Consider the following 18,495-nt stretch of genomic DNA (forward strand, 5'->3'; position numbering starts at 1 on the left):
AGGGATCTGCAAGAGTGTAGTTATATGCAGCGGCCTAGCCGGGCAGCGCGTCGAGCGCCTTCTGCAGCCTGCCAATCGACGAGCCGACGCCGTACTTCTGCGCCAGCTCGGCCACCTTCCTCGGATGCGCGGCCGCCAGCGGCAGCGTGTCGGTGCCGGTGGAGAGCTTGACCGGGGAATCGGTGGCCACTCGCACCACCGGACGGGCCACCGCTATGTAGTCCTCGGCGTCGAGGAGCTTGCGGCGGAAAGCCTTGGGCAGCGTGGACTTCGGGTCGTGCGCGGCGGACAATACGGCGTCCAGTGAGCCGTACTGCGCCAGCAGCATCGCGGCGGTCTTCTGGCCGATGCCCGCGACGCCGGGCAGCCCGTCGGACGGGTCGCCGCGCAGCAGCGCCAGTTCCGCGTAGGCGGGCCCGGCGCGCCCGACCGGCACCCCGTAGCGCTCGGCCACCTCTTCGGGCCCGAATATCGTCGCCTTGGTCAGGCCGCGGCCGAGGTAGAGCACCCGCACGGGTACGGGTTCGTCGGCCACCACCTGAAGCAGGTCGCGGTCTCCACTGGCGACGACGACGTGATCCCGGCGCTCCGCGGCGGCCAGCGTGCCGAGCACGTCGTCGGCTTCAAAACCCGCGGCCCCGGCCGTGGTGATGCCGAACGCGTCGAGCATTTCCAGAATCATGCCGACCTGGCCGGTGAGGTCGTCGGGAACCTCTTCGATGTCCGGCTCGCCGTCGGGGTTGGGCTCGGCGACGCGGTGGGCCTTGTACGACGGGATGAGGTCCACCCGGAACTGCGGGCGCCAGTCGAGGTCCAACGCCACCACCAGGCGGGTCGGGCGTTCCCGCGTGATCAGCGCCGCGACGGTGTCGAGGAAGCCGCGCAGCGCGTTGACCGGCCGGCCGTCGGGCGAGGTGATCGACGACGGCACACCGTAGAAGGAGCGGAACCACATGCTGGCGCCGTCGAGCAGCAGCAGGGGGGCGGGCATGCCGTCATCCTGCCAGTACCGTTGAGGTATGCCGCTTTACATCGACCGAATCGACCACGTGGTGCTGAACTGCCGCGACGTCGGGGCCACCGCGGACTGGTATGCCCGCGTGCTGGGGATGCGGCGCGAGATCTTCGGCGACGGACGCCTGGCGCTGACGTTCGGTGAGCAGAAGATCAACGTCAGGCCCACCGGCGCGCCGAACTGGGAGACGGCCGCCGTTGATGAGCCAGGCTCCCTGGACCTGTGCTTCGTCGCCGAGGCGAGCGCGGAGGCGATCGGCGCCCATCTGCGGGCGTGCGGCGTGCAGATCACGGACGGACCCGTGCGAAAGATCGGCGCGCTGGGCCCGATGACGTCGCATTACTGCCGCGACCCGGACGGCAACCTGATCGAGATCGCCTGCTATCCGGACTGGGATTAGCCTCGCTGCCATGACTTCGAGCCGGTTCAGCAGCGACGTGTACGCCCGCCGGCTGCGCGACGCCGCCGCCGGCGCCGGGGCGGCGGGGCTGGCGGGCCTGGTGATCACCCCCGGATACGACCTGCGCTACCTCATCGGTTCGCGGGCGCAGACCTTCGAGCGGCTCACGGCGCTGGTGCTGCCCGCCGGTGGCACGCCGACGGTGGTGGTGCCGCGGCTCGAACTGGCCGCGCTCAAGGAGTCCGCGGTGGCCGAACTCGGCCTCGCCGTTGCAGATTGGGTGGACGGCGAGGACCCGTATCGGGTCGTGCTGGACGCGTTGGGCGGCGCGCCGGCCGCGACGGCGATCACCGACTCGATGCCGGCGCTGCACCTGCTGCCGCTGGCCGAGTTGCTCGGCGTCACGCCGGTGCTGGCGACTATGGTGCTGCGGCGGCTGCGGATGGTCAAGGACGCCGCGGAGATCGATGCGCTGCGCAAGGCCGGGGCGGCCATCGACCGCGTGCACGCCCGGGTTCCGGAGTTCCTCGCGCCGGGCCGCACCGAGGCCGACGTGGCCGCTGACATCGCCGACGCCATTGTCGCCGAAGGTCATTCGGAGGTGGCGTTCGTGATCGTCGGCTCCGGCCCGCACGGCGCCGACCCGCATCACGAATGCTCGGACCGTGTGCTGCGGGCCGGCGACATGGTCGTCGTCGACATCGGCGGCGCCTACGATCCCGGGTACCACTCCGATTCCACCCGCACCTACAGCCTCGGCGAGCCCACCCCGGAAGTGGCGCAGCAGTATTCGGTGCTGCAGCGTGCGCAGCAGGCCGCCGTGGCGGCGGCCCGTCCCGGCGTGACGGCCGAGCAGGTGGACGCCGCGGCCCGCGACGTGCTGGCCCGGGCCCGCCTGGCCGAGGTGTTCGTGCACCGCACCGGGCACGGCATCGGGCTCTCGGTGCACGAGGAGCCCTACATCGTCGCGGGCAACACGCTGCCGCTGCAGGAGGGCATGGCGTTCTCGGTCGAGCCCGGCATCTACTTCGCGGGGCGGTGGGGCGCCCGCATCGAGGACATCGTCGTGGTCACCGCCGACGGCGCGGAGCCGGTCAATCACCGACCGCACGAACTCGCTGTCGTCCCGTTGCGCTAGCCGGCGGAGCGGTCGAGCAGGTCCGAGGAGCCCAGCACCCGCTCCACCTGCACCTCGATGACCACCCGGCGCGGGTTGTCCCGCGGGGTGCGGTAGCGCTGCGCGTAGCGCAGTTCGGCGTCGCGCACGGCTTCCTTGTCGGTGTTGACGCTCGCGCGGCCCTCCAGCGACAACCACCTCGCCCCGTCGACCTGGCTGAGCACGGCGACCCCGCCGCGCTGCGCATTGACGGCCTTCTGCGAACCGCCGGTCGTGATGACCCGGGCGAGGTGCGTCTTCGGGTCGAACGTGAACCCGACCGCCACCACGTGCGGGGAATTGTCGGCGCGCAGCGTGGTGAGCATCGCGAGGTGGCGCTCGGTGAGAAACGCCAGCGCGTCGCTGGTGAGTCGGGTGGTCGACGGGTTCGCCATCGGCCTTCACGCTAGCGCAGGTAATAATCTCCAGGCGTGGACGACACGGGTTCGGAAGTGGTCGTGATCTTCGGCGGACGCAGCGAGATCGGCGGCGAGCTGGCGGTCCGGCTGGCGCGCGGGGCGACCGTGGTGCTGGCGGCCCGTGATCCGCAGCGGCTGCAGGCTCAGCAAGCGGCGGTCCGGGCCGCCGGGGCCGACGCCGTGCACGTCACCGCCTTCGAGGCCGACGACCTCGCATCCCACGGCCCCGTGCTGGACGCGATCACCGCCGAACACGGTCCGATCGGCACCGCCGTGCTGGCGTTCGGCATCCTGGGCGATCAGGCCCGCGCCGAGAAGGACGCCGAGCACGCCGTGCAGATCGTGCACACCGATTACCTCGCCCAGATCAGCCTGCTCACCCACCTGGCCCAACGGATGCAGGCGGCCGGCCGCGGCAGGCTCGTGGTGTTCTCGTCGGTGGCCGGCGTGCGGGTCCGGCGCGCCAACTATGTGTACGGGTCGGCCAAGGCCGGCCTGGACGGCTTTTCCAGCGGCCTCGCCGACGCCCTGCACGGCACCGGCGTGCAGCTGCTGATCGTGCGGCCGGGCTTCGTGGTCGGGCGGATGACGCAGGGCATGACGCCGGCGCCGATGTCCAGCACGCCGTCGCAGGTGGCGGCCGCGACGGCGCGCGCCCTGGCCCGTGGGCGACGCACGGTGTGGGTGCCCTGGACGTTGCGACCGGTGTTCTTCGGGCTGCGGCTGCTTCCGCAGCCGATCTGGCGGCGGTTGCCGCGATGAGCCGCTCGCGCGAAGACAGAGAATTTCGGTGATCGTCGTGGTCGGCATCGGCGCCGACGGGATCGCGGGACTGGCACCGGCCGGGCTGGCCGAGCTGCGACGGGCGTCGGTGATCTACGGGTCGCGCCGGCAGTTGGACATGCTCGACGGCACCGTGCCGGCGGAGCGGCGCGAGTGGCCGTCGCCGTTGCTGCCGGCGCTGCAGTCACTGCCCGACGGCGTGCACGTGCTGGCCAGCGGCGACCCGCTGCTGCACGGTGTCGGCGGCACGCTGGTCCGGCTGTTGGGGCACCAGCGGGTCCGGGTGATTCCGCACGTGTCCAGCGTCGCGCTGGCGTGCGCGCGGCTGGGCTGGAACGTCCACGACACCGAGGTGATCAGCGTGGTCAGCGCGGAGCCGCACACCGCGGTGCGCCGCGGCGGGCAGGCCGTCGTGCTGTCCCGCGACGCGACCACCCCGGCCACGCTGGCGCGCCTGCTGACCGACACCGGCCGCGGCGAGTCCGGCTTCGCCGTGCTCGAACAGTTGGGCGGCCCGGCCGAACGCGCCCGCCACGCCACCGCCGCCGAATGGGCCGCCGGCCCGCCGGACGACGTCGACGACCTCAACGTGGTTGCGGTCCGGTACCTGCCCGACGAGCGGACCTCGCATCCGCCCGACGACGCGTTCTCCCACGACCGTCAGATCACCAAGCGCACCATCCGCGCGGTCACGATCGCGGCCCTGGCGCCGCGGCCCGGTGAGTTGCTCTGGGACGTCGGGGCGGGCTCGGGCAGCATCTCCGTCGAGTGGTCACGCAGCCAGACCGGTTGCCGCGCGGTCGCGTTCGAGCGTGACGAAGCGCGCCGCGACCGGATCGCCCGCAACGCCGTCACGTTCGGCGTCAACGTCGAGGTCCGCGGCCCGGCGCCGGAGATGTTCGACGGCGCGCCGCAGCCGTCCGCGATCTTCGTCGGGGGAGGGCTGACCCAGCCGGGGCTGATCGACGCCTGCTTCGACCACCTGCGCGCCGACGGCCGGCTGGTCGCCAACGCCGTCACGGCGGAATCGGAAGCTGTCGTCGCACAGTGGTTTTCACGCACCGGCGGGGACCTGCGGCGGTTCCAGCACTACCACGGCGAACCGTTGGGCAAGTTCACCGGATGGCGAGCGGCGATGCCGGTCACGCAATGGGTGGTGCGCAAGCGGTGACCGTTTACTTCATCGGCGCGGGGCCCGGAGCGGCGGACCTGATCACCGTACGGGGCCAAAGACTGCTGCAACGCTGCCGGGTGTGCCTCTATGCGGGATCGATCATGCCGCCGGAACTGCTCGCGCTGTGCCCGCCCGATGCCCGGGTCGTCGACACCGGGCCGCTGAACCTCGAGCAGATCGTCGCCGAGATCGCCGGCGCCGACGCGGCCGGCCACGACGTCGCGCGCCTGCACTCCGGGGACCCCTCGCTCTACAGCGCGGTCGCCGAGCAGTGCCGCCGCCTCGACGCCCTGGGCCTCGACCACGTGATCGTGCCCGGCGTCCCGGCGTTCGCCGCGGCCGCCGCCGCACTGGGGCGCGAACTCACGATTCCCGGTGTCGCGCAGACTGTCACGCTGACCAGGGTGGCGACCAGCTCGACCGCGATGCCGCCGGGCGAGGACCTCGAGACGCTCTCCGCGTCCGGCGGCACCCTGGTGCTGCACCTGGCCGCCGCCCAGATCGGCACGGTCGTCTCCGCGCTGCTCGCCGGGGGCTGTCGCGCCGAAACACCCTGCGCAGTAGTCGCTTTCGCCAGCTGGCCTCAGGAGGTCGTGCTGCGTGGCACGCTGGGGGACATCGCGGCGCAGATGTATGCCGTTGGCATCACCCGCACCGCGGTGATCGTCGTGGGCGACGTGCTGGCCGCCGCCGAATATCCGGACAGCTACCTGTACTCGGCCACCCGGCGGCGCGGCGGGCACCACTGATGCGGCTGCTGCTGCTCGGCGGTACCGCGGAGGCCCGCGAACTCGCGGCCGCCCTGTATCCCGCCGTGGAGGTGATCAGCTCCCTGGCCGGTCGGGTCCCTCACCCCGCGCTGCCGATGGGGCAGGTTCGCATCGGCGGCTTCGGGGGTGCGCAGCCGCTTCGACAGTACCTCTGTGACAACGGTATCGACGCCGTCATCGACGCGACCCACCCGTTCGCGTCGGCGATCACCGCCAGGGCCGCGCGGGTGTGCGCCGAGACCGGCGTGCCGCATCTGGTCCTGACACGCCCGGCGTGGGAGCCGGGCGATGCGAAGCTGGTGTCGTCAGTCACCGAGGCCGCCGAAACCATCGAGAAACGGCGGTATTCGCGAGTGTTTCTGACATCGGGGCGCTCCGGGGTGGCGGCGTTCGCGCACAGCGGCGCCTGGTTTTTGATCCGGGTCGTCACTGAACCCGGCGCGCAGGAGCTGCCGCCCCGGCACACCCTGCTGCTCTCCCGCGGGCCGTACCGCTACGACGACGAACTCGCGCTGTTGCGCGACCACCGCATCGATGTGCTGGTCACCAAGAACAGCGGCGGCCGGCTGACCCGCGCGAAGTTGGATGCCGCCGCGGCACTGGGCGTTCCGGTGATCATGGTGCGGCGCCCTGCGCTACCCGAAGGCATCACCACCGTCGCCACCGTCGAAGAGGCCGCCGAGTGGGTGAGCCGGCTCGCTCGGTAACCGGCCTACCCGCCGAGGATGCGCCGCCTCTGGGTCTCGAACTCTTCATCGGTCAGCGCACCCGACGCGTGCAGAGCCGACAGCCTCGAGAGGCGATCCTCGCTCTGCTCGGCGTGCGGAGCCGCGTAGGTCGTCGGCGGAATGTACGTGGTTGGCGTTGCGTGCGGCGTGAGCACCTCGGTGCCCAACGTCGGCGGCGTGTGCTCGAGCGGCTGCGCGCCGGCATCCCGCCGCGCTCGATTGCGCTTGCGCCGGCCGTGCAGATAGAGCAGATAGAAGGGCAGGGCGATGGCGCCCAGCGTGATCGCGAGCAACGGCCCCAACCAGATCCAACTGAGGGGGCCGCCGCTGCCGCCGTAGTGCGTCCAGGTGTTCCAGAAATGGATTCGCCGGCGCCGTCGCAGCGGATATCCGCCCGTTGCTCGCGATCGGGGCGGCGCATACTCGGCGCGCACGACTGTCGTTGAGGGGAGCTGGTTTTCGGCGGTGACATCAGACGCGGAAAGGCTGATCTGTGGCTGGACGGACGAATCGACCGGCACGCCGGGGGGGTCGCAGACCAACGGGGTGAACATCAGCATGGCAAGCAGCCCCATCGCGGGAGCCGCCCCGACGACGGTGGCCCAACTTCGCCCGATCATGGCGGGCAGTCTATTGCCGCCGGTGAGGCGGGGCGGGGCCATTGCGGCACAACATTGCTCTCAGGCCGGGTACCGGCGCGGGGTGAACACCCGATCCCCGGCATCCCCGAGGTACCACTGCGTCTGCGACGAGCCGACGATCAGCAGGCAGCGCATGTCCACGGTCGACGGGTCGAGGTCGGCCAGCCGCATCACCCGCACGTCCTCCTCCGGCCCCGACACGTCGCGGCCCACCACCACCGGCGTGCCGGGGTCGCGATGCTCCAGCAGGAGATCCCGCATCGCGCCCACCTGCCGGGTGCGGCTTTTCGACGCGGGGTTGTAGACCACGAGCACCATGTCCGCCATCGCCGCGACGGTCAGCCTCGCGGCGATCACGTCCCACGGCTTGAGCCGGTCCGACAGCGAGATCACCGCATAGTCGTGGCCCAGCGGCGCACCGACCCGGCTCGCCACCGCCTGGGCGGCGGTCATGCCCGGGATCACCCGCACCCGCACCGCCGGCCACTGCTTGGCTTCCTCGAGCACCGCAGTCGCCATCGCGAACACGCCCGGATCGCCGGAGGACACCACCGCGACCGCGCGGCCCCGCTCGGCGAGCGTGCAGGCCAGCCTCGCGCGGGCCAGTTCGTCGGTGTTGTCGCTGCGGTGACGGCGCTGCCCGTCGCGGCGCGGCACGCGGTCGAGGTAGGGCCCGTAGCCGATCAGGTCTGTCGCCGCGGCCAGTTCGCGGTGGCTTTCCGGGGTCATCCAGTCGAAGTGGCCTGGGCCGAGGCCCACCACGGCCACGGTGCCACCGTCGCTGACCCGGCGCCGGCCGCCGGCCACCAGCGCCAGCGAGAAGTACGGCACCGTTGTCTCGTCGACGTCGGCGGCGGGCAGCACGCGCTGGCCGGGCGTGCTCGCGCGCTCGACGTAGAACGCGTCGTCCAGCCGTCCCGACAGCGAAAGCGCTTCGCGCACGGCGGGATACGACCGTCCCAGCTTCAGCACCACGGCCGCGTCCGTGTCGGCCAGCCGCCGGGCCAGCTCCCCGATCGGCAGCGTTCCGGGCAGCACCGTGAGCGCCTCGTCGCCCCGCACCAACGGTGTGCCGGTGGCCGCCGACGCCGCGCTCACCGATGTCACACCGGGCACGATCACCGCGTCGAACCGCTCGGTCAGCCTGGCGTGCATGTGCATGTAGGAGCTGTAGAACAGCGGGTCCCCTTCGGCCAGTAGCGCCACGTTGCGACCCGCGTCCAGGTGTGCGGCGATCCGCCCGGCCGCCTGTTGGTAGAACTCGTCCATCGCGCCGTCATAGCCGCCGGGGTGGTCCGTGGACTCGGTCGTGACGGGGTATAGCAGGTGCTCTTCGATCTGTCCGGGCCTCAGGTAGGGCTCGGCAATACCGCGGGCGATGCTGCGGCCGTGGCGCGCGCTGTGATAGGCCACCACGTCGGCCTCGGCGATGATTCGCGCGGCCTTGACCGTGACGAGCTCCGGATCGCCGGGTCCGAGCCCGACGCCCCACAGTGTGCCCCGCCGGGTCATGCGCTCCCGCCGGCGATGGCATTGACGGCCGCGGCGGCCATCGCGCTGCCGCCGCGGCGACCGAGCACCAGCAGGTACGACATGCCTCGCGGGTGGTCGATCAGTTCCTGTTTGGACTGCGCCGACCCGACGAAACCGACCGGACCGCCCAGCACGGCCGCGGGCACCGGCGCGCCGTCGTCGACGATTTCCAGCAGCCGGAACAGCGCCGTCGGCGCGTTGCCGATTGCGAGCACCGCCCCGCCGAGGTGGTCGGCCCACAGCTCCACCGCCGCCGCCGAACGGGTCGTGCCGGCGCGTGCTGCGAGGTCGGCGGCGCGCGGATCGGCGACCAGCGACACCACCTCGTTGCCGGCCGGGAGACGGGTGATGCCCGCGGCGACCATCGACGAGTCGCACAGCACCGGCGCGCCCCCCGCCAACGCTTCCCGGCAGACCGTGACGACGTCGTCGGTGTAGGCGATGTGCTCGGCGACGTCGATCTGCCCGCAGGTGTGGATCAGCCGCACCGCGACGGTCGCCACGTCCGCCGGGAACCGCGACAGGTCGGCTTCCGCGCGGATCGTCGCGAACGACTGCCGGTAGATCTCGGCGGCGTCGCGAATGTAGTCGAGCACGGGCTCACCCTACGGCTACCGGCGCAGCCGCCGGTATCCGTCACCGGTCGCGACCAACACCTCACCGGTGGGCGGGCTGCCGCAGGCGCGTTCGCAGCCCACGTAGTGGCGGTGGGGACCGTCCGGGGTCGAGGACACGGCCGCCGCGGCATCGGCGCGCACGTCGGCGGCCGCGTGCTCGCAGCCCGGGCTGCCGGTGCACGCACTGACGTGCAGCCACGGCGAGTTCTCGTCGAACACCAGGCCCAGCGGCGCCAGCACCCGCAGTGCCGTGTCGGCGACGCGCTCGTCGAGGTCGAAGACCAGCACCGAGCGCCACGGTGTGATCACCGCCGGCGCACCGATCGCCGCGAGGTACTCAGCGGTGCGGGCCCGCAGCACGCCCAGCGGCACCGCCGCGCCCAGCGCGACCCGTCCATCGTTCTGCGGTATCCATCCCACGGGTGGCCGGGTGACGGCAGGCCAGGTGGCGCCGGGCAGAGCAGCCGCACCCAGCCCCTCGAGCAGCGTTCGCGTATCGCTGCATTCCGCAACACGCCAAGCCTTTCCACGAACGCGCCCGAAACGTGCCGCGACCGCCACCAGTGTCGGCACCACGTCCGGCGGCGACAGCCTGACGCCGCTGTCGCGACCTGCCAGCAGTAACGCGGCGCTGTCGCCGAGCACGTGGACGCCCACGTCGGCGCCCAGCCCCGACACGTCGCCGCGGCCGTCGTCGATGGCGAACCAGAACCGGCCGGGCAGCCCCGCCAGGGCCGGCTCGGCCCGGATCGCGGCGTCGAGGGCGCCGATCCAGGCGCGGACATCGGCGTGCGCGCCGACGCGGCCCGACAGCGGCGAGGCGACGATGTTGCGCACCCGCTCGTGGGTCGGCGACGGCAGCAGACCCGCGGCGGCGACCCCGCCGGCCACCGCCGCGGCGTCGGTGATGCCCCGTATCTGCAGGTTGCCGCGCGACGTCAGCTCGATCGCCCCGCAGCCGAACCGTGCCGCGGTCTGGGCCAGCGCCTCGAGTTGCCCGGCGGTGATCAGCCCGCCCGGCAGCCGCACCCGCGCGAGCGCGCCGTCGGCGGCCTGATGCAGCCTCAACGCACCCGGGCATGCGTCGTCGTCACGGGTGCGGGTCATCCACCCACGGTATCCGTGCGCCCGGACACCGACGACGTGCCACGATAAGGACACGATCCGCGATGGCGGTGAGCGACCAGTGAGTGGTGTGCCGATGCCGGGTAGCGAGAAGGCGACAGGGCGCTTGGCCGCCCTGATCGGGCTGCTGCTGCTCGCCGGGGTTGCGCTGCGCGGATACCTGCCCGGCGACCGGCCGGCGCCGCGCGGGCAGTCGACGGGCGGCCCGGCGCCGCTGTTCGCCGTTGTCGCTGTGCTCAGCGTTTCGCTGGTCATCGTCGCGCTCGCGATCGTCGCGCGGCTGCGCGATCCGGGAAAGGGCGCTCCCGCCGCGCACGACCTGCCACGCGGGCCCGGCGGTAACCGGGAGCGGCCCAGATGGCGGTTCTTGCTGATCTGCCTCGGCGCGTTCCTGGTGTGGCTGCTCGTGGTCATGCTGCTGATGCGACTGACGGGTCCGCCGCACGGCGTCGGTCAACCGTCCCCGCCGGCGGGGTCGGGCCCGGCGCCGCGCAGCGACCGCCCCGCCCCGCCGGCGCCGCACGACGCCGGTGGCGACGTGTTCTGGTATCTGGCCGCGACCACGGTGATCATGATCCTGCTGCTGGCCGCGGCGGGGGTCGTCGCGCTCCGACGGCGCGGGCCGGCGGTCGCCCGCCGAGCACCGGGGGCCGACGCTCCGCCCGCACCGGCGGCGGCCGGACCCGAATCGCTGGCGCTGGCCGCCGAGCGTGGGCTGGCCGAGATCGAAGACCTCAGCCGGGAACCGCGGGAGGCGATCATCGCGTGCTACGCGGCGATGGAACGCGCACTGGCCGACGCTCCGGGGGCGATGCCGCAGGACTCCGACACACCCTCGGAGGTGCTGGCCCGGGCCGTCGAACACCAGGCGATCCATCCCGGCAGCGCCAATGAGTTGGTCGACCTGTTCGCCGAGGCCAGGTTCAGCGTGCACGTGATGGACGAGGGACACCGCGAGGCCGCCGTCCGGGCGCTTCAGCTCGTCCTCGCCGAAGTTCGGAGCGTCGCATGAGGCGAAGCGACGCGGCGAAGTGGATCGCGGGCGGTTTTTGCCTCGTGGTGGGCGTGGAGGTGCTGGCGATCGTCATGGCGCATCACCGCCACGTGCTGTTGGCCTCCGGCGCGGCCGCGGCGCTGGTGCTGCTCGCCGGGCGTCGGCTGCTGGGCGGCGAACCAGAACCCGGCGCGGCCGAGCAGGCCGGCGACGAGCAGGCGGAATCGATGCGGCGCTGGATATCCCGCACGGAGACGATGATCCGCTGGGCGGATTCCAGCCGGGCGGACTGGGATCGGCATCTGCGTCCCCGGCTGGCGCGGGAGTTCTTCATGGCCACCGGCCAACGGCAGGGGAAGGATCCGGCGGCGCTGCGCGCCACCGGGCGGATCGTGTTCGGCGACGACTTGTGGCAGTGGGTCGACCCGTCGAACGTCGCGTACCGGGCTGCCCGTGAACCCGGCCCGGGCCGCGCGGCGCTCGAGGAAATTCTGCAGCGATTGGAGCGGGTATGACGATGCCGACCACCGCCACCACCGCGCACTCGGAGGCAGTGCTCGACGAAATCGAGCGGGTGGTGGTGGGGAAGCGGTCCGCGCTGACGCTGATCCTCACCACCGTGCTCGCGCGCGGCCATGTGCTGATCGAAGACCTGCCGGGCATGGGGAAAACCCTGATCGCGCGCTCCTTCGCCGCGGCGTTGGGCCTGGACTTCACCCGCGTGCAGTTCACACCCGATCTCCTGCCCGCCGACCTGCTCGGCTCCACGATCTACGACATGCAGTCCGGGCGTTTCGAATTCCGCCGCGGACCCATCTTCACGAACCTGCTGCTCGGCGACGAGATCAACCGGACGCCACCGAAGACGCAGGCCGCGTTGCTGGAGGCGATGGCCGAAGGCCAGGTCAGCATCGACGGCGAAACCCACAAGCTGCCACAGCCCTTCATCGTGTTGGCCACCGACAACCCGATTGAATACGAGGGCACCTATCCGTTGCCCGAGGCGCAACTGGACCGCTTCGCCGTCATGGTGGAACTGAGGTACCTCTCCGAAAGGGAGGAAACCTCGATGCTGCGCCGCCGCCTCGACCGGGGTTCGGCCGAACCGACGGTGAACCAGGTCGTCGATGCGCACGACCTGCTCGCGATGCGCGAATCTGTGGAACAGGTCACCGTGCACGAAGACGTGCTGCACTATGTGGTTTCGCTCGCGAACGCCACCCGCACCCACCCGCAGGTCGCGGTGGGCGCCAGCCCGCGAGCGGAGCTCGACCTGGTGCAACTGGCGCGGGCGCGCGCGCTTCTGTCTGGCCGCGATTACGTGATCCCCGAGGATGTCAAGGCTCTCGCGGTTCCGGCGATCGCGCACCGGATCAGCTTGCGGCCCGAGATGTGGGTGCGCAGCATTCACGGTTCGGATGTCGTGGCGCAACTGTTGCAGCGGTTGCCGGTTCCGCGGGCCCACGGCCGGACCCGATGATCGGCCCCGAGCATGGATGACGATCGCCACACCGAGGTCGAATTGCGTTGGCGCGCGTCACCGCTGACACGTGCGACCGCCACCTGTGTGGGGACGGCCGTTGCCGTCGCGCTTCTGGCATCGCGCTGGGAGCTCGTTGCATTCGTGGCGCCGTTGCTGGGCGTGCTGGCCACGATCTACTGGCAGCGGCCGGCCGCGAGGGTCTGCGTGCACGCCGAGCCGGGTCTGCTGCGCTGCTTCGAGACCGAACGGACCGAGACGACCGTGTGGGTGTCGGCCGATACCGGCGACGTGGCGGTCGACCTGGAGGTGTCGGCCATCGCCGGCATGGAACTCGAGGTTCTCGACGGCAGTTCGGGCCGGCTGAAAAGGCTCGCGGCATCGGCGCAGCGCTGGGGCCGATATCCGTTACGCGCCCGGGTGGACGCGATTTCCGGCGGCGGGTTGCTGGCCGGAACCGCGACGGTGGACATCGCCGACATCTACGTCTTTCCGTTCGCCCCACCCCAATCCACGGGGATACCCCGGACGGAATTGCCCGACCGGCTCGGCACCCACCTGACCCGCCACCTCGGCCCCGGCGTGGAGTACGCCGACATCCGGGCCTATCTGCCCGGCGACCCGCTGCGAACCGTCAACTGGCCGGTGAGCGCCCGACGCGGCAGCCTGCACGTCACCGAGCGACTGACCGACCGCGCCGCCGACGTGGTGGTGCTGATCGACATGAGCGCCCAAGCCGCGGGACCGGCCACGGCGGCTACCGAACGCGCCGCATCCGGCGCCGCTCAAGTTGTGCAAACCGCGCTGAAAAACGGCGATCGTGCAGGCATCGTCGGACTTTCGGGCCGCCGTCCGCGTTGGCTGGGCCCCGACATCGGGCGGCGCCAGTTCTACCGCATCCTTGACACCGTCCTCGGCGCCGGCAGCGAATTCGAAACCACCACAGGCACGTTGGCGCCTCGCGCGGCCATCCCACCCGGGGCGGTCGTCGTGGCGTTCTCGACGCTGCTCGACACCGAGTTCGCGCTGGCGTTGATCGACCTGTGCAAACGCGGCCACCCGGTGGTGGCCGTCGACGTCCTGCAGGGCGCACCCTTTTCCGATCCACAGGACGCCATCGTCGAGCGGATGTGGGCGTTGCAGCGATCCGCGATGTATCGCGACATGAGCGTGATCGGTGTCGACGTGATCGCATGGCCGGAGGAGGTCACGCTGGATCAATCGATGCGGCTTGTGCCGCAACACGGTCGCGTGGCGCCGAGGCGGCGCTGACATGGCCGGTGCGCAGCCTGCCCCGCTTGCCTTCTCGACCGCCTTCGGGATCCTGATGGCCGCGGCCTGCGCGGTCCACGCCGATCGCCCCGGCCTTGTCGCGGCGGCTCTTGCGGTGGCAGCGGTGCTGGTGGGGTTGCGATTCCGCGCCGCGGCAACGGTTGCGGTGCTGCTGATCGTCGCGGCGGTCGCGCTGTCTGAGCCGCCGGCGTTGTTCGCGGCCCTGTCGGGGCTGTCGGCCACCGCCTACCTCCTGCTGCGACACGCCGTGGAAGCCGGTGTCGTCACGACCACGTGGCCGACGGTGATCGGCGCGATCGGATTCACCGTCCTGGGCGGGGTCGCCACGTCGGTGCCGCTGCATGTGCCCTGGCTGCCGGTGTTGGCGCCGCCCGCGGCGGTGGCGGTTTTCGCGCTGGCCATGCTGCCGTTCCTGGGGGAGCGCCGGACCGAGCCCCGAAAGTTGCGCGAACACAGGTAGTCGGCTACTCGCGACTGCGGGTGTCCGCCGGCCCTACGTTGCTGGCATCGGTGAACCGATCACCGGTCGCCAACGGCGCATCGCGAGGAGCGACACCCATGACAATCCGGGCCGCACACCACGACCATGAACAGACCGTCGTGCCCGCCGAGCAGTTTCAGCCCGACATCGTCGAACCGGCGCCGGCACTGATCACCGAGCGGGAGGTCCTGTTCGGCACCGCCGCCGCCCGGCATCGCCGACTCGCCGCGTCGTCGCCACGACGCCCGGCGCGCACGCGCCGTCAGCGACGTTCGCCCAGTTAATTCGAAAGCAGCCTCATCTCACGAGAGGGAAACCGACTATGACCGCCTTGATCGTGTTCGGATCGACCATCTTCCTGCTCGCCGCCGCGGTGGGCAGGCCGTACCCGCAGTCGTGGTACCGGCGTTGGTCCCGCCACACCTGATCGGACCCGCTGCGGTAGGAAGGGTGGGTGCCCGAGCCCACCGTCCTGCTGCTGTCGACCTCTGACACGGATCTGATCACGGCCCGGGCCAGCGGCGCAGGCTACCGCTGGGCGAACCCGTCGCGGATCCTGCTCGACGACCTGCCGGGCCTGCTTGGCGGCGTCGACGTCGTCGTGGTGCGCATCCTCGGCGGCTACCGGGCGTGGCAGGACGGAATCGACGCGGTGACGGCGGCCGGCGCGCCGGCGGTCGTGGTCAGCGGCGAGCAGGCCGCCGACGCGGAGCTGATGGGTCACTCCACGGTTCCGGCCGGGATTGCGCTGCAGGCGCACCTGTACCTTGCCCACGGTGGCGTCGTGAACCTGCGTCAACTGCACGCGTTTCTGTCCGACACCGTCTTGATGACCGGCCTCGGATTCGCGCCTCCTGCCGCGACGCCGACGTGGGGAGTGCTGGACCGACCGCCCGCCGGCACCGGGGGCCCCACCGTTGCCGTGCTGTACTACCGCGCCCAGCAGCTGGCCGGAAACACCGCATACGTCGAGGCGCTGTGCCGGGCGATCGAGCGGGCCGGCGGGCGCGCCCGTCCGGTGTATTGCGCATCGCTGCGCACCGCCGAGCCGGAATTGCTCGACGCGCTGGCCGCCGCCGACGCGTTGGTGGTGACTGTGCTGGCGGCTGGTGGCGCCGTCCCCGCGGCGGCCGGAGCCGGCGGCGACGACGACGGATGGAACGTCGCCCACCTCGCCGCGCTCGATATTCCGATCCTGCAGGGGCTGTGCCTGACCGGCTCACGCGCCGACTGGGCCGCCAACGACGACGGGCTGAGCCCTCTCGACGTCGCCACCCAGGTCGCGGTCCCCGAGTTCGACGGGCGCATCATCACCGTCCCGTTCTCGTTCAAGGAGATCGACGACGAGGGCTTGATCTCCTACGTGCCCGACGCCGAGCGATGCGCCCGCGTGGCCGGCATCGCCGTGCGCCACGCCAGGCTGCGCCGGGTCCCCGTCGCCGACAAGCGGGTGGCGATCGTGTTCTCGGCCTATCCGACCAAGCACGCCCGCATCGGCAACGCCGTCGGGCTCGACACCCCGGCAAGCGCTGTCGCCCTGCTGGCGGCGATGCGCGACCGCGGCTACCGGATCGGCGACATCCCGGGCCTGAACACAGGCGATGGGGACGCCCTGGTGCACGCGCTGATCGAGCGGGGCGGGCAGGATCCCGACTGGCTCACCGACGGGCAGCTGGCCGGCAACCCGGTAAGGGTGCCGGCCGAGCGTTACCGGGCCTGGTTCGATACCCTCCCCGCCGAACTCGCCGAGCGGGTGGTCGAGCACTGGGGCCCCCCGCCGGGCGACCTGTTCGTCGACGGCGGCGACATCGTGATCCCGGCGCTGCAGTCAGGCAACGTCGTGCTGATGGTGCAGCCGCCGCGCGGCTTCGGCGAGAAGCCCGTCGCGATCTACCATGACCCCGACCTGCCGCCCAGCCACCATTACCTGGCCGCATACCACTGGTTGGGCTCCGCCCGTTCGGTGGGGGGTTTCGGTGCCGACGCGATCGTTCACCTCGGCAAGCACGGCAACCTCGAGTGGCTGCCGGGCAAGACGCTCGGCATGTCGGCCGCCTGCGGGGCCGACGCCGCGCTGGGCGATCTGCCGCTGATCTACCCCTTCCTGGTCAACGACCCCGGCGAGGGAACGCAGGCCAAGCGGCGCGCGCACGCGGTGCTCGTCGATCACTTGATCCCGCCGATGGCCCGCGCCGAAACCTACGGGGACATCGCACGATTGGAGCAGCTGCTCGACGAGCACGCGACGATCGCCGCGCTCGACCCCGCGAAGCTGCCCGCTGTCCGTCAGCAGATCTGGACGCTGATCCGGGCCGCGAAGATGGATCACGACTTGGGACTGGCCGAACGCCCCGGCGACGAACAGTTCGACGAGATGCTCCTGCACGTCGACGGCTGGTTGTGCGAGATCAAGGACGTGCAGATCCGCGACGGCCTGCACGTGCTCGGGCACCCCCCGGCCGGTGAGCAGCAACTCGACCTGGTCCTGGCGATCCTGCGGGCGCGGCAACTGTGGGGCGGCGAGCAGTCGGTGCCGGGTCTGCGTCAGGCGCTCGGCATCGCGGAGGACGGCACCGACGACCGCGCGGCCGTCGACGCCGCGGAATCGCGGGCCCGCCGGCTGGTCGCGGCGCTGCAGGCCGCCGGCTGGGACGCCGAGCGCGTCGACGACATCGCCGGCAACGCCGAGGTGGCCGCGATCCTGCGCTTCGCCGCGACCGAGGTGGTGCCGCGGCTGGCCGGGACGGCCGGGGAGATCGACCAGGTGCTGCGCGCCCTGGACGGTCGCTTCATCGCCTCCGGCCCGTCGGGCTCGCCGCTGCGGGGATTGGTGAACGTCCTGCCGACCGGGCGTAACTTCTACTCCGTCGACCCCAAGGCGGTGCCGTCGCGGCTGGCGTGGGAAACCGGCGCTGCGATGGCCGATTCGCTTCTGGCCCGCTACCACGACGACTACGGCCGCTGGCCCGAATCGGTCGGGTTGTCGGTGTGGGGGACATCGGCGATGCGCACCGCGGGTGACGACATCGCCGAAGTCCTTGCGCTGCTGGGTGTTCGGCCCCTCTGGGACGACGCGTCCCGCCGGGTCACCGGCCTGGAACCGATCCCGCTGGGCGAGCTCGGGCGGCCCCGCATCGATGTCACGGTCCGGATCTCGGGATTCTTCCGCGACGCGTTCCCGCATGTGGTGACGATGCTTGACGACGCGGTGCGGCTGGTCGCCGGTCTGAGCGAGCCCGCAGAGCACAACTACATCCGCGCCCACGCTCAGGCTGACCTGAGCGCCCACGGCGACGAAAGACGTTCTACCACAAGGATATTTGGCTCCAAGCCTGGCACGTACGGGGCGGGGCTGTTGCAGCTGATCGACAGCCGCAACTGGCGTGACGACGCCGATCTAGCGCAGGTGTACACCGCATGGGGCGGGTTCGCCTACGGCCGGGACATGAACGGCCGTCCCGCCATCGACGACATGAACCGCCAGTATCGGCGGATCGCGGTGGCCGCCAAGAACACCGACAGCCGCGAACATGACATAGCCGACTCCGACGACTACTTCCAGTACCACGGCGGCATGGTGGCGACCGTGCGCGCGCTCACCGGACGCGACCCGGCCGCCTACATCGGCGATAACACCCGCCCCGATGCGGTGCGCACCCGAAGCCTGTCCGAAGAGACGTCACGGGTGTTCCGCGCCCGCGTGGTCAACCCGCGCTGGATGGCGGCCATGCGCAGGCACGGCTACAAGGGTGCGTTCGAGATGGCCGCCACGGTCGACTACCTGTTCGGCTACGACGCCACCGCGGGTGTGCTGGCCGACTGGATGTATGAGCAGCTCACCGAGCGGTACGTGTTCGACGACCTCAACCGCAAGTTCATGGCCGAC

At 71.5% G+C, this 18,495-nt stretch carries 19 protein-coding genes; 13 read left to right on the top strand and 6 right to left on the bottom strand.

The annotated features are described in order from the left end of the window. Positions 1-34: 34 nt before the first annotated feature. On the bottom strand, positions 35-991 hold the full coding sequence (locus VKG81_RS03575) for a 5'-3' exonuclease (protein WP_324389771.1): 957 nt from the start codon (positions 989-991) through the stop codon (positions 35-37). A gap of 28 nt (positions 992-1,019) precedes the next feature. Here VKG81_RS03575 and VKG81_RS03580 point away from each other — a divergent pair, with 28 nt between their 5' ends. Both VKG81_RS03580 and VKG81_RS03585 read left to right on the top strand, forming a co-directional pair. Then, positions 1,020-1,415: a VOC family protein gene (locus tag VKG81_RS03580; protein ID WP_324389773.1), complete on the top strand. Its 396-nt coding sequence runs from the start codon at positions 1,020-1,022 to the stop codon at positions 1,413-1,415. Between the two features lie 10 nt (positions 1,416-1,425). After that, on the top strand, positions 1,426-2,553 hold the full coding sequence (locus tag VKG81_RS03585) for a Xaa-Pro peptidase family protein (protein WP_324389775.1): 1,128 nt from the start codon (positions 1,426-1,428) through the stop codon (positions 2,551-2,553). Here the strand turns inward: VKG81_RS03585 and VKG81_RS03590 are convergent. Further along, complete coding sequence (locus tag VKG81_RS03590; protein ID WP_324389777.1) at positions 2,550-2,966, bottom strand: F420-dependent biliverdin reductase; 417 nt, start codon at positions 2,964-2,966, stop codon at positions 2,550-2,552. The two genes, VKG81_RS03585 and VKG81_RS03590, sit on opposite strands and share 4 nt — an antisense overlap. Positions 2,967-3,002: 36 nt before the next feature. Here VKG81_RS03590 and VKG81_RS03595 point away from each other — a divergent pair, with 36 nt between their 5' ends. The 4 genes from VKG81_RS03595 to VKG81_RS03610 are packed head-to-tail and all read left to right on the top strand — an operon-like array spanning position 3,003 to position 6,424. Continuing rightward, positions 3,003-3,752 carry an SDR family NAD(P)-dependent oxidoreductase gene (locus VKG81_RS03595; RefSeq protein WP_324389779.1) on the top strand — a complete coding sequence of 250 codons (750 nt, stop codon included), beginning with the start codon at positions 3,003-3,005 and terminating at the stop codon, positions 3,750-3,752. 28 nt (positions 3,753-3,780) lie between these two features. Then, positions 3,781-4,944 carry a precorrin-6y C5,15-methyltransferase (decarboxylating) subunit CbiE gene (gene cbiE, locus VKG81_RS03600; protein ID WP_324389781.1) on the top strand — a complete coding sequence of 388 codons (1,164 nt, stop codon included), beginning with the start codon at positions 3,781-3,783 and terminating at the stop codon, positions 4,942-4,944. Further along, complete coding sequence (gene cobM, locus VKG81_RS03605; protein ID WP_324389783.1) at positions 4,941-5,696, top strand: precorrin-4 C(11)-methyltransferase; 756 nt, start codon at positions 4,941-4,943, stop codon at positions 5,694-5,696. Before cbiE ends, cobM begins: the two co-directional genes overlap by 4 nt. After that, positions 5,696-6,424: a cobalt-precorrin-6A reductase gene (locus tag VKG81_RS03610; RefSeq protein WP_324389784.1), complete on the top strand. Its 729-nt coding sequence runs from the start codon at positions 5,696-5,698 to the stop codon at positions 6,422-6,424. The genes cobM and VKG81_RS03610 overlap by 1 nt, the downstream gene beginning before the upstream one ends. Before the next feature lie 5 nt (positions 6,425-6,429). Here the strand turns inward: VKG81_RS03610 and VKG81_RS03615 are convergent, their stop codons facing one another. Genes VKG81_RS03615 through cobG form a run of 4 tightly spaced genes read right to left on the bottom strand, consistent with a single transcriptional unit; the run spans position 6,430 to position 10,343 of the window. Next, a complete protein-coding gene (locus VKG81_RS03615) occupies positions 6,430-7,065 on the bottom strand; it encodes an SHOCT domain-containing protein (protein ID WP_324389786.1) in 636 nt (211 codons plus the stop codon). Positions 7,066-7,125: 60 nt separating this feature from the next. Continuing rightward, positions 7,126-8,598, bottom strand: coding sequence for a precorrin-2 C(20)-methyltransferase (locus tag VKG81_RS03620; RefSeq protein ID WP_324389788.1), 1,473 nt, complete (start codon positions 8,596-8,598; stop codon positions 7,126-7,128). Continuing rightward, a complete protein-coding gene (locus VKG81_RS03625) occupies positions 8,595-9,215 on the bottom strand; it encodes a precorrin-8X methylmutase (protein WP_324389790.1) in 621 nt (206 codons plus the stop codon). Before VKG81_RS03625 ends, VKG81_RS03620 begins: the two co-directional genes overlap by 4 nt. Before the next feature lie 15 nt (positions 9,216-9,230). Beyond that, positions 9,231-10,343 (bottom strand): precorrin-3B synthase, encoded by a 1,113-nt coding sequence (gene cobG / locus VKG81_RS03630; protein ID WP_324389792.1) that lies wholly within the window; start codon positions 10,341-10,343, stop codon positions 9,231-9,233. Between the two features lie 94 nt (positions 10,344-10,437). Here cobG and VKG81_RS03635 point away from each other — a divergent pair, with 94 nt between their 5' ends. The 7 genes from VKG81_RS03635 to cobN form a co-directional block, all read left to right on the top strand. Further along, positions 10,438-11,373: a DUF4129 domain-containing protein gene (locus VKG81_RS03635; RefSeq protein WP_324389794.1), complete on the top strand. Its 936-nt coding sequence runs from the start codon at positions 10,438-10,440 to the stop codon at positions 11,371-11,373. Beyond that, on the top strand, positions 11,370-11,870 hold the full coding sequence (locus VKG81_RS03640; protein WP_324389797.1) for a hypothetical protein: 501 nt from the start codon (positions 11,370-11,372) through the stop codon (positions 11,868-11,870). Before VKG81_RS03635 ends, VKG81_RS03640 begins: the two co-directional genes overlap by 4 nt. Continuing rightward, entirely contained in the window at positions 11,867-12,835 is a 969-nt protein-coding gene (locus VKG81_RS03645; protein WP_324389798.1) for a MoxR family ATPase, read from the top strand. Before VKG81_RS03640 ends, VKG81_RS03645 begins: the two co-directional genes overlap by 4 nt. A gap of 12 nt (positions 12,836-12,847) precedes the next feature. Then, on the top strand, positions 12,848-14,107 hold the full coding sequence (locus tag VKG81_RS03650; protein WP_324389800.1) for a DUF58 domain-containing protein: 1,260 nt from the start codon (positions 12,848-12,850) through the stop codon (positions 14,105-14,107). A gap of 1 nt (position 14,108) precedes the next feature. Beyond that, entirely contained in the window at positions 14,109-14,588 is a 480-nt protein-coding gene (locus VKG81_RS03655) for a hypothetical protein (RefSeq protein ID WP_324389802.1), read from the top strand. Positions 14,589-14,686: 98 nt separating this feature from the next. Next, complete coding sequence (locus VKG81_RS03660) at positions 14,687-14,893, top strand: hypothetical protein (RefSeq protein ID WP_324389804.1); 207 nt, start codon at positions 14,687-14,689, stop codon at positions 14,891-14,893. Between the two features lie 170 nt (positions 14,894-15,063). Then, on the top strand, positions 15,064-18,495 hold a 3,432-nt coding region (gene cobN, locus VKG81_RS03665; protein WP_324389806.1), incomplete at its 3' end, for a cobaltochelatase subunit CobN.

The organism is Mycobacterium sp. (genome assembly GCF_035314905.1).
Classification (GTDB): Bacteria; Actinomycetota; Actinomycetes; order Mycobacteriales; family Mycobacteriaceae; genus Mycobacterium.

Excerpts from the sequence above, each read along its gene's own strand:
- VKG81_RS03635 (WP_324389794.1), top strand. The coding sequence starts at position 10,438 with ATGCCGGGTAGCGAGAAGGCGACAGGGCGCTTGGCCGCCCTGATCGGG.
- VKG81_RS03640 (WP_324389797.1), top strand. The coding sequence starts at position 11,370 with ATGAGGCGAAGCGACGCGGCGAAGTGGATCGCGGGCGGTTTTTGCCTC.
- VKG81_RS03585 (WP_324389775.1), top strand. The coding sequence starts at position 1,426 with ATGACTTCGAGCCGGTTCAGCAGCGACGTGTACGCCCGCCGGCTGCGC.
- VKG81_RS03580 (WP_324389773.1), top strand. The coding sequence starts at position 1,020 with ATGCCGCTTTACATCGACCGAATCGACCACGTGGTGCTGAACTGCCGC.
- VKG81_RS03620 (WP_324389788.1), bottom strand. The coding sequence starts at position 8,598 with ATGACCCGGCGGGGCACACTGTGGGGCGTCGGGCTCGGACCCGGCGAT.
- VKG81_RS03575 (WP_324389771.1), bottom strand. The coding sequence starts at position 991 with ATGCCCGCCCCCCTGCTGCTGCTCGACGGCGCCAGCATGTGGTTCCGC.
- VKG81_RS03610 (WP_324389784.1), top strand. The coding sequence starts at position 5,696 with ATGCGGCTGCTGCTGCTCGGCGGTACCGCGGAGGCCCGCGAACTCGCG.
- VKG81_RS03645 (WP_324389798.1), top strand. The coding sequence starts at position 11,867 with ATGACGATGCCGACCACCGCCACCACCGCGCACTCGGAGGCAGTGCTC.
- VKG81_RS03590 (WP_324389777.1), bottom strand. The coding sequence starts at position 2,966 with ATGGCGAACCCGTCGACCACCCGACTCACCAGCGACGCGCTGGCGTTT.
- cobG (WP_324389792.1), bottom strand. The coding sequence starts at position 10,343 with ATGACCCGCACCCGTGACGACGACGCATGCCCGGGTGCGTTGAGGCTG.
- VKG81_RS03615 (WP_324389786.1), bottom strand. The coding sequence starts at position 7,065 with ATGATCGGGCGAAGTTGGGCCACCGTCGTCGGGGCGGCTCCCGCGATG.
- VKG81_RS03660 (WP_324389804.1), top strand. The coding sequence starts at position 14,687 with ATGACAATCCGGGCCGCACACCACGACCATGAACAGACCGTCGTGCCC.
- VKG81_RS03655 (WP_324389802.1), top strand. The coding sequence starts at position 14,109 with ATGGCCGGTGCGCAGCCTGCCCCGCTTGCCTTCTCGACCGCCTTCGGG.
- VKG81_RS03650 (WP_324389800.1), top strand. The coding sequence starts at position 12,848 with ATGGATGACGATCGCCACACCGAGGTCGAATTGCGTTGGCGCGCGTCA.